The 14,429-nt window shown below is 73.4% G+C and carries 13 protein-coding genes; 4 read left to right on the plus strand and 9 right to left on the minus strand.

All coding sequences use genetic code 11. The features are described 5' to 3' along the window. Positions 1–53: 53 nt before the first annotated feature. Positions 54–527, minus strand: a complete 474-nt coding sequence (locus tag ACN27A_RS20020; RefSeq protein ID WP_421455665.1) for a hypothetical protein — start codon at positions 525–527, stop codon at positions 54–56. 132 nt (positions 528–659) lie between these two features. Between ACN27A_RS20020 and ACN27A_RS20025 the strand changes: the two genes are divergently transcribed. Continuing rightward, the gene (locus ACN27A_RS20025; RefSeq protein ID WP_421455667.1) at positions 660–1,943 is read left to right on the plus strand and encodes an MFS transporter; all 1,284 of its coding nucleotides are present in this window, start codon (positions 660–662) and stop codon (positions 1,941–1,943) included. Positions 1,944–2,030: 87 nt separating this feature from the next. Here ACN27A_RS20025 and ACN27A_RS20030 read toward each other — a convergent pair whose 3' ends face one another. The 4 genes from ACN27A_RS20030 to ACN27A_RS20045 form a co-directional block, all read right to left on the minus strand. Further along, a complete protein-coding gene (locus ACN27A_RS20030) occupies positions 2,031–3,740 on the minus strand; it encodes a bifunctional metallophosphatase/5'-nucleotidase (protein WP_421455670.1) in 1,710 nt (569 codons plus the stop codon). A 290-nt stretch (positions 3,741–4,030) separates the two neighbouring features. Further along, positions 4,031–4,486, minus strand: coding sequence for a lamin tail domain-containing protein (locus tag ACN27A_RS20035; protein ID WP_151453575.1), 456 nt, complete (start codon positions 4,484–4,486; stop codon positions 4,031–4,033). A 328-nt stretch (positions 4,487–4,814) separates the two neighbouring features. Then, positions 4,815–5,459 (minus strand): histone deacetylase, encoded by a 645-nt coding sequence (locus ACN27A_RS20040; RefSeq protein ID WP_421455672.1) that lies wholly within the window; start codon positions 5,457–5,459, stop codon positions 4,815–4,817. 19 nt (positions 5,460–5,478) lie between these two features. Then, entirely contained in the window at positions 5,479–6,261 is a 783-nt protein-coding gene (locus tag ACN27A_RS20045) for a phosphodiesterase (protein WP_421455675.1), read from the minus strand. Positions 6,262–6,477: 216 nt separating this feature from the next. Here ACN27A_RS20045 and ACN27A_RS20050 point away from each other — a divergent pair, with 216 nt between their 5' ends. Continuing rightward, complete coding sequence (locus ACN27A_RS20050) at positions 6,478–7,899, plus strand: diguanylate cyclase (RefSeq protein WP_421455677.1); 1,422 nt, start codon at positions 6,478–6,480, stop codon at positions 7,897–7,899. Between the two features lie 14 nt (positions 7,900–7,913). Here the strand turns inward: ACN27A_RS20050 and ACN27A_RS20055 are convergent, their stop codons facing one another. From ACN27A_RS20055 to ACN27A_RS20070, 4 genes are all read right to left on the minus strand, one after another. Then, complete coding sequence (locus ACN27A_RS20055) at positions 7,914–8,417, minus strand: helix-turn-helix domain-containing protein (RefSeq protein ID WP_421455680.1); 504 nt, start codon at positions 8,415–8,417, stop codon at positions 7,914–7,916. Between the two features lie 62 nt (positions 8,418–8,479). Beyond that, a complete protein-coding gene (locus ACN27A_RS20060; RefSeq protein WP_421455683.1) occupies positions 8,480–8,779 on the minus strand; it encodes a hypothetical protein in 300 nt (99 codons plus the stop codon). Between the two features lie 1,541 nt (positions 8,780–10,320). Next, positions 10,321–11,382 (minus strand): aspartate-semialdehyde dehydrogenase, encoded by a 1,062-nt coding sequence (locus ACN27A_RS20065; RefSeq protein ID WP_421455686.1) that lies wholly within the window; start codon positions 11,380–11,382, stop codon positions 10,321–10,323. 5 nt (positions 11,383–11,387) lie between these two features. After that, entirely contained in the window at positions 11,388–12,653 is a 1,266-nt protein-coding gene (locus ACN27A_RS20070) for an aspartate kinase (protein ID WP_121401692.1), read from the minus strand. A gap of 224 nt (positions 12,654–12,877) precedes the next feature. On the opposite strand from ACN27A_RS20070, the gene ACN27A_RS20075 reads away from it, so the two are divergent. Continuing rightward, positions 12,878–13,714 (plus strand): hypothetical protein, encoded by an 837-nt coding sequence (locus tag ACN27A_RS20075; RefSeq protein ID WP_421455688.1) that lies wholly within the window; start codon positions 12,878–12,880, stop codon positions 13,712–13,714. An 85-nt stretch (positions 13,715–13,799) separates the two neighbouring features. Then, positions 13,800–14,351: a nitroreductase family protein gene (locus tag ACN27A_RS20080; protein ID WP_421455691.1), complete on the plus strand. Its 552-nt coding sequence runs from the start codon at positions 13,800–13,802 to the stop codon at positions 14,349–14,351. The last annotated feature ends 78 nt before the right edge of the window (positions 14,352–14,429 follow it).

Here is a 14,429-nt window from a genome sequence, read left to right on the forward strand (position 1 = left end):
TGGGTGACGGAGGGCCTGGCACCTGCCGGGCCCTCCGTCACGTACGGCGGCGGTCAGTCCTGCTGTTCGGTGCGGGCGATCTCGGCGAACGCGGCCGTCAGATAGCCCTCGACGGGCCGGCCGGTGACGGCGAGCAGGTCGGCGACGAGCAGCGGCGCGTGCCGCGCCACGGCGGGCGGGTCCGGGGGCGACTCGCCGCCGTCGGGGTCGTAGACGCCGAGGGCGCCCGCCAACAGGACGAGGACCACGTGCGGGTCGACGTCGGGCCGCCACTGCGCGGCGTCGCGGACGCAGCCTTCGAGCACCTGACGGACGTCGTCGCCGTCGAGGCCGTCGGGGTGGGTCTCCTCCAGCAGCAGCCGGACCACCGCGCCGAGCACCAGGCCCGACCGGTCGGCCGCCGCGAGCCGGGCCACCGCGACGTCGTACGCCTCGGGGGCGCGCTCGCGGGCGGCGGCGACCGCGTCGGTGGTGGCGGCGGCGATCTCGCGGGCCGGTGCGGGCAGGTGTCGCCAGGCTGTGGTCATCCCGACCAGGATCGCAGAGAGGTACGACGCCCCGCCGCCGCGCCTGCGGTGTGACCCCGCGCACACGGCGAAGGGGAAACTCGGCGCGAAAAGCTCTCGCGCTGTGTCACACCCAGCACACAGAATCGGGGGATGCTCAGTCGCGCCCTGCCCCGCCGTTCCGAAGCCCGGCGGATGCTCATCGGCACGCTGTTGTCGGCGATCGGGCGCGGCCTCACCCTGCCGTTCCTGTTCATCTACCTGACCGACGTCCGGGGTCTCACCGACACCCGCGCCGGCCTGGTGATCGGCTGGTACGGCGTGATCACCCTGGCGCTCTCGCCGATCGGCGGCGCGCTCATCGACCGGTTCGGTGCCCGCCGGATCCTGCTGTCGGGCCTGGTGATCGAGGCGGTCGGCACCGGGTCGCTGGCGCTGGTCGACTCGAGCGCCTCGGCGTTCGGGGTGATGACGCTGGTGGCGATGGGCAGCTCGGTCATCTGGCCCGGGCAGAACACGATCCTCGCCTCGCTCACCGACGCCGACGAGCGGCAGCGGGTCTTCGGGCTGAACTTCGCCCTGCTCAACCTCGGCATCGGCGTCGGCGGCCTGACCTCCGGCGCGATCGTCGACACCGCCCGCGAGGTCACCTTCCAGGCGATCTACGTGCTCGACGCGATCAGCTACCTGATGCCCGCGCTGATCCTGCTGACCCTGCCGCACGTGGGCCACCGGCTCGCCGCCGGACCGGCCGGGGAGCGGACGTCGGCCGGGGGCTACCTCACCGTGCTGCGCGACCGTCCGTTCCGGCGGCTCGTCATCTTCGGCCTCGTCCTGACCACCTGCGGCTACGCGCAGATCGAGGTCGGCTTCACCGCCTACGCCGTGCGGGTGGCCGAGGTGACGCCGCGCGTGGTCGCCTGGGCGCTGGCCGGCAACACGGTGATGATCGTGCTCTCCCAGCTGCTGGTCCTGCGGCGGATGGAGGGGCGCAGCCGCACGGGCGGGCTGGCGGTCGTGGGCGCGGTCTTCGCGATCGCCTGGCTGGTCCTGGGGGCCGGGGGCGTGGTCGGACCGAGCAACGCGCTGATCGCCGCCCTCTGCGTCGTGGCCTGCTCGGCGATCTTCGGCTTCGGCGAGACGCTGCTGTCGCCGGTGATGCCGGCGCTGACGAACGCGCTCGCCACGGACGCGCTGCGCGGCCGGTACAACGCCATGAGCTCGATGATCTTCGGCATCAGCGGCGTGATCGGCCCCGTCACGGCGGGTCCGCTGCTCGGTGCGGCCGACGGCCGGATCTGGGTCGGGGTGGTCGTCAGCGGCTGCCTGGTGGCCTCGCTCATCGCGCTCTCCCTGCGCCGGCTGCTCACGCCGGCCCAGGACGGCCGCGCGCCGGCCGCCCCACCGGCCACCGAACCGGCCCCCGTGCAGGCCTGACCGCCGGACGGAGAACCCGGCCCGGCCACCGGACGACGACGGGCCCCGGAGCATCCGCTCCGAGGCCCGTCGCCCGTGCGTCCGCCGTCAGGCGGCCGGAACCTCCGCGGTGGTGCGGATGCGGTCCAGGGCCGGCGCCGAGACCGGGGACTCGGCGGTCAGGTAGGCCACGAACGCGTCCAGGTCGATCATGCCGGTGACCGCGTTGGTGCCGCCGGTGAGGACGGTGAAGCCGTCGCCGCCGCCGGAGAGGAAGTTGTTCACCGTCACGCGGTACGTGGCGTCGGCGGTGACCGCCACCCCGCCGAGGGTCAGGCTGCCCCGGACGACCCGGGTGCCGGAGCAGGCATCGGCGACGGTGCCGGTGGTGCCGGCCGGGTCGACGACGTAGCGGACGGTCGACGACGGGTAGAGCGTCCGGCCGGTGACGAACTGCTGCTCCAGCATGCAGTAGAGCTGCGCGCCGGTGAGGTCGAGCGTCACGAGGTTGTTGCCGAACGGCTGCACCGTGAACGCCTCCTCGTAGGTGACCGGGCCGGCGTCGAGGTCGGCGCGTACGCCACCGGGGTTCATGAAGGCCGCGACGGCGCCCTGCTCGTCGTCGGTGGCGGCGAGCTGCGCGTCGGCGATCACGTTGCCCAGCGGGGACTCGCCCAGGGTCGTACCGAAGAGGGTCTCCTGGGTCTTCTTGATCTCCGTGGTGGTCCGGCCGACCTCGCGGCCGGCCACCGGGCCGAGCACGGTCTTGTAGCGGTTGATCAGGTCGGTCTGCGCCCGGTCCGGGGCGACGTCCCGGGTGACCACCACGTTCTCGGCCTTGGCGCTGATCACGTCGCCGGTGCGCCGGTCGATGGAGAGGTCGATGTCGGTGACCAGGCGACCGAAGGAGCTGGCGCTGGTGACCAGCTTGCCGGCGATGTCGCAGTTGTACGCCTGGTGGGTGTGGCCGCTGACGACCACGTCGATGGACGGGTCCATCCGGTTGGCGATGTCCACGATGGGGCCGGAGATGCCCTTGCAGTCGTTGATGCCGCCGGTCGCGTCCTGGGTGCCACCCTCGTGCAGCAGTACGACGATGGTCTCGACGCCCTGGCGGCGCAGCTCGCGGGCGTACCGGTTGGCGGTCTGCGCCTCGTCGGCGAAGGTCAGGCCGGCGACGCCCTGCTGGCTGACGATCCGCGGGGTGCCCTCCAGCGTCATGCCGATGAAGCCGACCTTGACGCCCTGCACCTTGTGGATGGCGTACGGGGCCAGCAGCGGCTGTCCGGTCGCGGTCTTGAACGCGTTCGCGGAGAGGTACTGGAAACCGGCGCCCTCGTACGGGGTGCCGTCGACGCAGCCGTCGACCGGGTGGCAGCCGCCGTTCTGGATGCGCAGCAGCTCGTCGGCGCCCTCGTCGAACTCGTGGTTGCCGACGCTGGCGTAGTCGAGCCCGGCCAGCGAGAGCGCCTCGATCGTCGGCTCGTCGTGGAACGCGGCGGAGAGCAGCGGGGAGGCGCCGATCAGGTCGCCGGCCGCCACGGTGATCGTGTTCTGCTTCTTGGCGTGCTTGCGCAGCTCGGCGAGCTGGGTGGCGAGGTATTCCGCCCCGCCGGCGGGCTGCCCGGCGATGGTGCCGTTGGTGGTGCCGGACGGCGGTTCGAGGTTGCCGTGGAAGTCGTTGAGGGCGAGCAGCTTGACGGCGACCGGCTTCGGGCCGGCGTCCGCCTGGTCGGGGGTGGTCGTGACCGCGCCGAAGGCGGTCACGGCGAGCGCGGTCAGGCCGATGGCGGCCCGGCGCATCCCGGGGATGGACATGGAACTCCTCGTGGGAAGCCGGCGCGGGCACCCGGGTGACGGTCCACCCCGGGGGCGGGCCGCGCCGTCGACAGGTTCGGTCGCGGTGGCGACGGTGGCCGAGCGCCGCCGCGTCGCGGACAGCCTCTCATCGTCGCCCGCTCCGGTCGACCGGGACGGGGGGGCGCAGACCTGCGCAAACTCGCGGCCGGCGACCATCCGGACGGTCGTTTCCGACATGCCCGGCAGCGTGGGCGCCGGCCGGCGGAGGGGTGCCGCCGGCCCCGGGTGCCCGGGGCCGGCCGCCCGCCTCAGCAGTACGTGTAGCTGCCCTTGCTCCCCCACGAGCAGGAGTCGATCAGGGTGCCGGACGAGTTGCGCAGGGACGCCTTGTCCCCGGTGTTGTTCCAGATGTAGGCGCCCGAGCCCCAGTAGCGGTGGGTCGAGCTGTTGGTGCCCTTCCCGGTGTGCACGAAGACGCTGGCGCCCGGGGCCAGCCGGAAGTCGCCGGAGAACTTGTAGACGTGGTTGGACTGGTCGCGCAGCGTCCAGTACTTCAGGTTGACGGTGGTCGAGCGCCGGTTGGTCAGCCGGACGTACTCGGCGTTCAGGCTGGAGTTCGAGCGGTTGTCGGCGCCCGGCGAGTTGTAGTAGGCCTTGGTGATCTGGACGGCCGGGGTGGCGGCCTGGGCCGGGCCGGCGGTGGTCAGCGACACGCCCACCGTGACGGCGAGCGCCACCGCGAGACCGATCAGCCTTCTCCTCATGCGATTCCCCCACACAGACGGCCGGTCGTGGAGCCGGCGGATGAGCCGTGCCCGCGCACGGCCGGCCGAGGTTATCGATCTCCGGAGGTGATTGTGGACAGTTGAACGACCGCCACGGTGATTGCGCCCGCCCGGTTGATCCGATGCCGGCCGGCGGGACGTGCGCCGCTCGTCCGACCGACCGCCGGGGTCACCGGGCGGCGGTACGACGACCACCGCGCGTCCCGCCCCCGCCCGGCGTTCGGCGTCGGAGGCCGTCCGGTGCGGCGGTCAGCCCGGCACCTCGCGCCGGTCCGTGGTCAGCCCGGCCACTCGGGCCGGTCCGTGGTCAGCCCTGCGCCTCGGGCCGGTCCGTTCCGGCGAGCAGCGCCGCGACGGCCGCGGCGTCCCATGTCCCGGCGACCCCGGGCCGGGCCAGCAGGTAGCGGGCGATCCGGTCGGCGTCCCAGCCGTGCGACTCGCGCAGGCCACGGGCGATCATGTCGAGGTAGGCCGGGGCCGGGGCCCGCCACGGCACCTCGGACGCCGCCCACGGGGCGGTGAAGGTCAGCAGCGGGAGCCCGTCGAGCCGGCCGGGGCAGAGCAGGGTCTCGTACCGACCGGGGCCGAGGGTGGCCCTCCCGGTGGCGACGGCCTCGGCGATCAGGCCGGCGTCGGCGCCGGGTTCCCGGTACATCTCCTGGGCGGCCACGTCGGCGAACTGCCCGACGTCGAGCAGGTAGGCCCGGGCCGCCGCCTCGCCGGGGAGCGCCGGGTCGTAGAACGCCATCCCGCCGGTCCACGCCCGCGACTCGCCGGCGAAGTAGACGCCGCCGGGCAGCGACACCGGCACCGTACGCCTGGGGGGTCGCCGGTCCCGGCAGCCCGGATACGTCCGCCGCCCGCCGGGCGGGCAGCCTCCCGCCAGATAGAAGCCGAGCCGCGCGGCGTGCATGTTCGACCCGTACGCGACGTACCAGACCTCGCCCACCACGGCCGACCCGTTCCGGCGGTCAGAAGCCGCAGGTCATGCCGGCGGCGTGGCTGGCCTGCACCAGGTGCGTGACGCAACCGGTCCCGGTGACCTTGTGCAGCAGGAAACCGGTCGGCTCGACGACCCAGCCGAACTGGTCGTCGGCGCTGGTGGTGAGGGAGCTCTGCCGCCAGGTGCTCGGCGCGGTGGTGAGCACCGTGCCGGCGAAGGTCACGGTGACCGGGCGGTGGACGTGCCCGGCGACCACCCGGACCACGTGCGGGTGGCGGGCGACCACCTCGGCCAGCTCGTCGCCGTCGGTCAGCCCGATGTCGTCGAGGAACGGGATGCCGACCGGTGCCGGCGGGTGGTGCAGGCAGACCACGGCCGGCACCTCGGGTCGACCGGCCAGCACCCCGTCCAGCCAGCCGAGCTGGTCCTCACCGAGGCAGCCGGCGTCGCCCCCGCCCGGCATCAGGGAGTCGAGCACCACGACAGTCGCTTCCGGGTGGTCCACGTGGTAGTGCGCCGAGAAGCCGCCGCCGAGCCACGGCGTGCCCCCGAACGCGTCCAGCAGCGACTCCCGGTCGTCGTGGTTGCCGGCGACCAGGTGCACCGGCAGCGGGAACCGGCCGATGACCTCGCGCAGCGTCGCGTACTCGTCGGGGCGGCCACGGTCGACCAGGTCGCCGGTGATCACCACGCAGTCGGGCCGTGGGTTCAGCGCCAGCACCCGCCCCAGGGCGCGGTGCAGGCCGGCGGCCGGCTCGGCGGCGAGCACGCCGGTGGTCAGGTGCGGATCACTGAGCTGGGCGATGAGCATCGGTGCCTCCACTCGACCGGGACCCTCACGCTATCGCCGCGGGCCCCGGCGCGCGGCCCGCCCGTACCCACAGGCCCTGTCCACAGCCTGTGGATGGCACATGTGTACGAAAGCGTCGACGATCTTGATTCCCGCTGGTCCCGTGCCTGCCTGAGTACGCTTGATCGCGGGCCCGCCCGCCGGTCGCGGCCCTCCCTACCTGGAACGACGTGCCGAGTGGATCACGAGCGAGTCATCCGTGACGTCACGGTCCGCCTCCCCATGGCGTCGACCGTCGTCGAGGCGTGCCGGTGGACCGTCACCGCACTCGCCCGCCACGCGCCGGCCACCATCTCCGTCCTGCTGCCCGTCCATGACCGGCTCCGCTGCGTCGCGGCCACCGGCTCCTGGCAGGTCTTCTCCACCGTGCCGCCGAAGACCGGGATCGTGGGCCGGGTGTACGCCTCCGGCGAGACCGCCGTCGTGCCCGACGTCGCCGCCGACCCCGACTACATCCCGGTACGCCCCGACGTCACCGCCGAGGTGTGCGTACCGGTGCTGGACCCGGCGGGCCGGCCCATCGGGGTGCTGGACCTCCAGTGGTGCGGCCCGGCCGACCTCGGCCCGTGGCGCGACACCGCCGAGCGGCTGGCGGCCCGCCTCGGGGCCCGGATCGTGGCGCTCGGCGGGCCACCGCCGGAGAGCCGCAGCGAGAAGCTCCTGCGGCACGCCGCCGCGCTGACCTCCGCGTCGACGGAGTGGGACCTGTTCGCCGCCGCGATCGCCGCCGCCCGGGACGTGTCCACGCTCTCCGCGGCGGTACTGGTGCTCGCCGGCCCGGACGGGCCCCGCCTGGGTACGCCGCCGGCCACCCCCGGCGAGCTGGAGGCCCGGATCCGGGCGGAGCTGACCGAGGCGGACCCCGCCGCGCTGGACGGACTGGTGGCTCGCGCCCACTGCCACGGCGTGGGCTACACGCTCGGCGAGGCGGGACACCCGCCCGTGCCCGACCACCGGCCGCTGACCCGGGCCGGGGTGCGCACCCTGGTCGCCGTGCCCGTCGGCCGGCCCGACGACGGCGGGGTACTGCTGGTGGCCGACGAACGGCTGCTGCGCCCCGACCCGACCACGGTCAACCTGCTGGAGCTGCTCGCCGGCCAGGCGTGGAGCTGCCTCGACCGGCTGCGTACCCTCGCCCGACTGCGCGAGCAGGCCAACTCGGACCCGTTGACCGGGCTGCGGCACACGGGGCCGTTCGGCCAGCGGATCGCCGTAGCCACCCCCGGGCGTACCGCCCTGCTGGCGATCGACGTGGACGGCTTCAAGGCCGTCAACGACACGTACGGCCACCAGGCCGGCGACCGGGTGCTCGTCCGGCTGGCCCGGGCCCTGGAGGGGGCGCTGCGGCACGGCGACGAGCTCTACCGGATCGGCGGCGACGAGTTCGTGGCGGTGATCGAGGTGGGGCGCCCCGAGGAGGCGGTCCGGATCGCCGAGCGCCTGGCCGAGGCGGCGCGGCAGATCGGCCGCACGATCAGCGTCGGGGTGGCCCTTCCCCGCCCCGGCGAGTCACCCGAGGCCACGCTGCGCCGCGCCGACCAGGCGCTCTACGCGGTGAAACGTCACGGCCGCGACGGCGTACGCCTGGCCCCCGCCTGACCGCCCCCGTCCGGTCACCGTCGGCGGCGGGCGACGTTCACCGGCTTCTGCTCGTTCGTGGGCATCTCGACCCGGGCGACGCCGGCATGCCACCGGGTGTGCAGCGCGGTGTCCGCGATCCACGCCCCGCACCGGTGGCATACCTCGACGTCCTTGGGCCGCCGCCCCGCGGGCAGCAGTTCCCCGCCGGCGTTGTCGGTCCCCGTGAGCGGGTTGGCCTCGTTGTCGGCGAGCATCCAGAGCCGGTGCCAGGTGGTCTTGATGTCCTCCCGGGAGACGCCGAGCGCGAGCAGCAGCTCGGTCAGGTTCTCCCACTTCGGCGGCTTCCTGGCGGTGAAGATGCGGCTGATCGTGGAGGTCGACAGGCCGATGGAGGTGGTCCGGATGATCGTGCGGTAGGACGGGTTCCCCGCCTGCCGGTAGGTCAGCTTCAGCTGCCGGACGAGCTCGGTGAGGTGCGGGCTGCCGGTCTCGGAGCCTGGGACCTCACGCCCGGCGTTGTTCGTGTTCGTGGACATCGGCGGCGCGCCGTGGTCGCCGGTGCCGGACCCGCGTCCGGCACCGGCGCGCTTCGTCGGCGCTACACCCCCCACCGAGGGCCAGGCGCCCCGAGCAGCCAGGTGGAGACCCGGCCGGCGACGACGCCGGTCAGACAGACCGCCAGCGCGACCTCGGTCGGTGGCCGACCGGTCAGCAGCACCGCACCGGCGAGAACGGCGACCGCCGCGGTCACGAGTGCCGTGGGCAGCGGCCCGTGGACGCCGACGGTCCGGCGGGCCACCTCACCGGCCAGCAGGACGACCGCACCGGCCGTCAGCAGGGTCTCGTCCAGGGCGCGCCCCGACAGCAGCAGGGCCACCGCCGTGGCGATCACGATCACGATGACGATGACGCCGGGCCACCAGGCTCCCGGCTGGGGGGCCGGTCGCCGGGTTGCCGGGGGGCCGCACGAAACGGCCACCGGGCGGGGGTCGAGGGATGGTTGTTCGGTCATCCGGCTCGGAACTCCTTCGGTCGTGGCGGCCGTGCGGCCGCCGCCGAGTTGACCGGGGCGGGCGTCCACCCCGGCGGGTGGGGCGGAGGCAGCGCCTCCGCCCCGGTGGTGCTGGTCCGGGCCTCCCGGGGGAGTCGGTTGTTGCGCACAGCGCGGGCCCGCGACGCGGGCCCGCGTACCGCCCCTGGTTGCAGCCAGTGTCCGGCGGTACCCGACCATCATCGGGCACGGAACCGGCCCAACTGAAGCGCGTGAACCAAGCTGAAACGCCGGGACGGCCGCCGCCGGACGCCGTCGTCGTCAATGCGCGGAACCGGTGCGGAAAACCGTACGTACGTCCTGCGCGAACCCGTGACGCGATCGGAATTGTCGATCCCCGCCGAAAAACAGAAACCCCCCGCTGCAACGAGGGGTTTCCATTTGCGCTTCTCCCGAAATCCGGCCCGGACCAGCAGGCAGCAACTCGGAGGTTTTCCCGATGGAGAAAACCGGTAGCGCTGATCGGCCGACAGTGGCGGCCGAGTCGGCTACAGGTTTCCCGATCGGGCGGGATACCTCAACCCACGGAGCCGGACCTGCAACGGGATGAAACACATCGACGCACGAACATGAGGCTATGCCACACCCCTTCGGCTCTTCGTACCATTTGAGGCTTTTGAAGGTTGATCCACCAGCTCCGTCCGGAGAAAGTTTCATCCCAGCGTGATCACACGGCGACCGAGAGTCCGGCCGCCACTCGGTCGCCTCGACTCGGATGGCCCGAACAGCCCGAAACGGATCCCCCGAACGTAAGGCTTCACGGGGAGACGGCCCAGGATTATTCGACAGTCAGTTGACAGCCCGCCAGGAGCGTCGACGACCGGGAGTCAAAAGGACATTACCGGCAGGTAGCTCCACCTCGGGGCAACGGCCGATGCCGAACTGGCGACACCAGGAGCATCTGCAATCGATACCGGCGAATGCCGCTTTCTGAGCGCAAACGGCGGGCCGACCGACGCCCCCGAGGCGGGCGGCCGGGCGGGGGCGACCGACGGGGACCATCGACGGCCAACGATCGGTTCCGCCGGCCCGGGCTGGCCCGGGCCGGCAAAAAATCCTCCCGCCCCGGCGTGTCGGCGCTGCAACATCGGCTGCCACAGTGCGCGACAAGGCGCGCCGGCGCGGCGATTCGGGCAGCAACGCGCGCGACTGTCGGCATCACGACGCGGGCGCCGAGCGGCGGGCAGACCGACCGTGGAAATTCCACGATTGGAAATTGCACACTTCGAGATCGCAGTTGCCGGCGAACCATTCTCGGCGCCGTCCGGCGCTCTTTCCAGTCGGGCAGGGTGGCTCCGGACGGGGCGTGGGCACACCACACGGCAGAGCATCGTCGCACCGCGCCGGCAGGGCCTCGGCACGCCGCCGTGCGACGTGCCGGGGGCGGCTCAGCGGGGGGTGAGTTCCTTGGCCAGGAGTTCGGCTATCTGGGCCGTGTTCAGGGCGGCGCCCTTGCGGAGGTTGTCACCGGTGACGAAGAAGTCCAGAGCGCGGGGATCGTCGACGGCGCGGCGGATCCGGCCCACCCAGGAGGGATCGGTGCCGACCGCGTCGATCGGCATCGGGAACTCGCCCGAAGCCGGGTCGTCGACCAGGATCACCCCGGGCGCGTTCCGCAGCACCTCGCGGGCGCCCTCGGCGTCCACCTCGGTGGCGAAGACCGCGTGCACCGCGACGGAGTGGCCGGTCACCACCGGCACCCGTACGCAGGTGGCGGAGACCTTCAGGTCGGGCAGCCCGAGGATCTTGCGCGACTCGTTGCGCAGCTTCATCTCCTCGGACGACCATCCCGCGTCGGCCAGGGAACCCGCCCAGGGCACCACGTTGAGCGCCAGCGGCGCGGGGAACGGGCCCACGTCGTCACCGACCGCCTGTCGTACGTCGCCGGGGCGGGAGCCGAGCACCCGGTCCCCCGCGATCTTGGCGAGCTGGGCGTGCAGGGTGTCCACGCCGCTCTGGCCGGCGCCGGAGGCCGCCTGGTAGGAGGCGAGCACGAGTTCGCGCAGCCCGTACTCGCGGTGTAGCGGGGCGATCGCGATGATCATCGCCAGCGTGGTGCAGTTGGCGTTGGCGATGATCCCCTTCGGCCGGTTGCGTACCTGCTCGGGGTTGATCTCCGGCACCACCAGCGGGACGTCGCGGTCCATCCGGAAGGCGCCGGAGTTGTCCACCGCGACGGCCCCGCGGCCGACCGCGATCGGGGCCCACCGCGCGGAGACCTCGTCCGGTACGTCGAACATCGCCACGTCGACGCCGTCGAACGCCTCCGGGGTCAGCGCCTGGACGGTCAGCTCCTCGCCCCGGCACCGCACCCGCCGCCCGACCGAGCGCGCGGAGGCGAGCAGCCGGATCTCGCCCCAGACGTTCTTGCGGCCGCTGAGCAGCTCGCACATCACCGTGCCGACGGCACCGGTCGCCCCGACCACGGCCAGGGTGGGCAGCGGCGACACGGTGGCTACCGTCCCGTCCCCGCGTAGACGACGGCCTCGGTGTCGCCGCCGAGGTCGAAGGCCTCGTGGATGGCGCGTACGGCGGCGTCCAGGTCGGTGTCGCGGCAGACCACGGAGACCCGGATCTCCGAGGTGGAGATCATCTCGATGTTCACCCCGGCCGCGCCGAGGGCGGCGAAGAAGCCGGCCGCGACGCCGGGGTGCGAGCGCATGCCCGCCCCGATCAGCGAGACCTTGCCGACGTGGTCGTCGTAGAGCAGGCCCTTGAACTTGACCGACTCCTGGATCTTGCTCAGGGCGGCCATGGCCGTCGGGCCGTCGGCCTTGGGCAGCGTGAAGGAGATGTCCGTGCGGCCCGTGCCCTCGGTGGAGACGTTCTGCACGATCATGTCGAGGTTGATCTCGGCGCCGGCCACGGTGTCGAAGATCCGCGCGGCGGCGCCCGGCTCGTCGGGCACCCCCACGATCGTGATCTTGGCTTCGCTGCGGTCGTGCGCGACCCCGGTGATCAGTGCCTGCTCCACGGGAAGGTCCTCCATCGATCCGGTGACCATCGTGCCGGTGTTGGTCGAGTATGACGAACGGACGTGGATCGGCAACCCCGCCCGGCGGGCGTACTCCACGCTGCGCAGGTGCAGGATCTTGGCGCCGCAGGCGGCCAGCTCCAGCATCTCCTCGTAGGTGATCTGGGTGATGTGCCGCGCGTTCGGCACGATCCGCGGGTCGGCGGTGAAGACGCCGTCCACGTCGGTGTAGATCTCGCAGACGTCCGCGTGCAGCGCGGCGGCGAGCGCCACGGCGGTGGTGTCGGAGCCGCCCCGGCCCAGCGTCGTGACGTCCTTGGTGTCCTGCGAGACGCCCTGGAAGCCGGCGACGATGACCACCGCGCCCTCGTCGAGCGCGCCCTTGAGCCGCCCCGGCGTGACGTCGATGATCCGCGCCCGGCCGTGCACCGAGGTGGTGATCACGCCGGCCTGCGAGCCGGTGAACGAGCGGGCCTCGTACCCCAGGTTGTGGATGGCCATGGCGAGCAGCGCCATGGAGATCCGCTCCCCGGCGGTGAGCAGCATGTCCAGCTCGCGGCCCGGCGGCAGCGGGCTGACCTGGTTGGCCAGGTCGAGCAGCTCGTCGGTCGTGTCCCCCATGGCGGAGACCACCACGACGACGTCGTCGCCGGCCTTGCGGGCGGCGACGATGCGCTCGGCCACCCGCTTGATCCGCTCCGCGTTGGCGACGGAGGACCCGCCGTACTTCTGCACCACGAGTGCCACGACGGTGCGCTCCCTCCCAGCGACGACCCTGAGCGTGCCGACGCCGCCGGATCTCAGCCGGCGGCGCGTGTCAGACGCACCCAGGGTATCGGTCGGGCGACTCGGCCGGGTCAGGTGATCCCACGATCCGGCCCGGCGGCCCGTGGCGGGGTGGTGCGCGACACGCCGGGGCGCCGCGCGTGGCAGGGCCCCCGCGCGTCGTTTCCGGGCCGCAGAATGGCCCCGTGCACGCCCACCTCCGCCCGGCCGGCCCTCCCGCGAAGCCCGCGCGCCCGCCGGTGCGCCCGGCCCGACGCCTGGCCGGTCCGCTCGCGCTCGCCCTGCCCGCGCTCCTCGTCGCCTGCACCGCCGACGAACCGGCCACCCGGCCCACACCCACCTCGACACCGATGCCGGCGGGGGTGGACGCGGCACGCGACGAACTGGCGGCGCTGGCGGCCGCCGCGCAGGATCGGCACCTGGTCGCCAGCTACACGCTGCGCGCCCCGGAGTCCCCGGACCGGACGATCCTGGTGACCAGCGCCAACGACGGGAGTTGGCGGGTCGATGTGCCGGGCGGTGCGCTCGGCGGGACCGCCGACGTCTCGTTCGCCGCCACCGCCGACGGGCTGTTCCAGTGCGCCCTGCCGTCCGCCGCCCGGCCCGAGCCGGCGGCCTGCGTACGCCTCGGCGACCGGGACGAGGCCGTGCCCCGCCGGCTCGACCCCCGGGTGCAGCACCCGTTCACCGACTGGCTGGACGTGCTGACCGACCGGCGGGCCCCGCTGGCCGTCTCCCCCGCCGAGCCGCCACCCGGCGCGTCCGGCGCCTGCTACTCGGTCGAGACCACCTCGGCGTCGATCAACGCGCCGCTGGACGTGGGGATCTACTGCTACGACGCCGACGGCACGCCCACGGCGGTACGCACCGCGTCCGGCACGCTGATCCTCGCCGGGACGCCCGCGCCCGCCCCGGCCACCGTGCAGCTGGCCGGGCCGGTGGTCGACGCCGAGCCGCTCGGCACGGCGGCCCCCGATCCGACCGCGGAGGCGACCACGAGCCCGAGCGCGGGAACGCCGTGACCGCCCGCGACGTTACGGGTGCCGTTCGCCACATTCGGACATCCCGCCCTTAAGAGCTGAATCGCCCTTACGGGACACTTACCCCATGGCCGACCTCACCCCGCTGCTCGCGTTCCGCTGGAGCCCTCGGTCCTTCGACCCGGTGGCGGAGCTGTCCCGCGAGGACGCGTCCGCGCTGCTGGAGGCGGCCCGCTGGGCGCCCTCGGCCGGCAACGCCCAACCGTGGCGGTTCGCGCTCGGGCACCGCGACGACGAGACGTTCAAGCGGATCCTGGTCAACCTGCCGGAGGCCGACCAGCGGTGGGCGCAGCGCGCCGCCGCCCTGCTGCTCGGCGCGCACCGGGCCGGATCCGCCGGGCACGCGTACGACCTGGGCCAGGCCGTCGCCCACCTCACCGTGCAGGCCACCGCGCTCGGCCTGCACGTACGCCAACTGCACGACCTCGACCACGCCGGCCTGGCCGCCGACCTCGACCTGCCGGCGGACGTACGACCGCACGTGGTGGCGGCCGTCGGGCAGCTCGGCGACCCGCTCAGCCTCCCCGCCGACCTGCTGCGCTCGGAGACCGGCCTGCGCCGCCGGCTCCCCCTGGCCGAACTCCTGCTGACCAGCCAGGCTGCGAAGTGCGTCTCATAGTCCGGACCCGCCTTCCCGCACCCCGGCCCGCCACGTAGGGTTACCTGGTCATGTGGCGGGCGTACCTTCTCCTTGGTC

The sequence above is a fragment of the Micromonospora sp. WMMD737 genome (genome assembly GCF_049179055.1).
GTDB classification, from domain to species: Bacteria; Actinomycetota; Actinomycetes; order Mycobacteriales; family Micromonosporaceae; genus Micromonospora; species Micromonospora reichwaldensis.

Excerpts from the sequence above, each read along its gene's own strand:
- ACN27A_RS20020 (WP_421455665.1), bottom strand. The coding sequence starts at position 527 with ATGACCACAGCCTGGCGACACCTGCCCGCACCGGCCCGCGAGATCGCC.
- ACN27A_RS20025 (WP_421455667.1), top strand. The coding sequence starts at position 660 with ATGCTCAGTCGCGCCCTGCCCCGCCGTTCCGAAGCCCGGCGGATGCTC.
- ACN27A_RS20030 (WP_421455670.1), bottom strand. The coding sequence starts at position 3,740 with ATGTCCATCCCCGGGATGCGCCGGGCCGCCATCGGCCTGACCGCGCTC.
- ACN27A_RS20035 (WP_151453575.1), bottom strand. The coding sequence starts at position 4,486 with ATGAGGAGAAGGCTGATCGGTCTCGCGGTGGCGCTCGCCGTCACGGTG.
- ACN27A_RS20045 (WP_421455675.1), bottom strand. The coding sequence starts at position 6,261 with ATGCTCATCGCCCAGCTCAGTGATCCGCACCTGACCACCGGCGTGCTC.
- ACN27A_RS20055 (WP_421455680.1), bottom strand. The coding sequence starts at position 8,417 with ATGTCCACGAACACGAACAACGCCGGGCGTGAGGTCCCAGGCTCCGAG.
- ACN27A_RS20080 (WP_421455691.1), top strand. The coding sequence starts at position 13,800 with ATGGCCGACCTCACCCCGCTGCTCGCGTTCCGCTGGAGCCCTCGGTCC.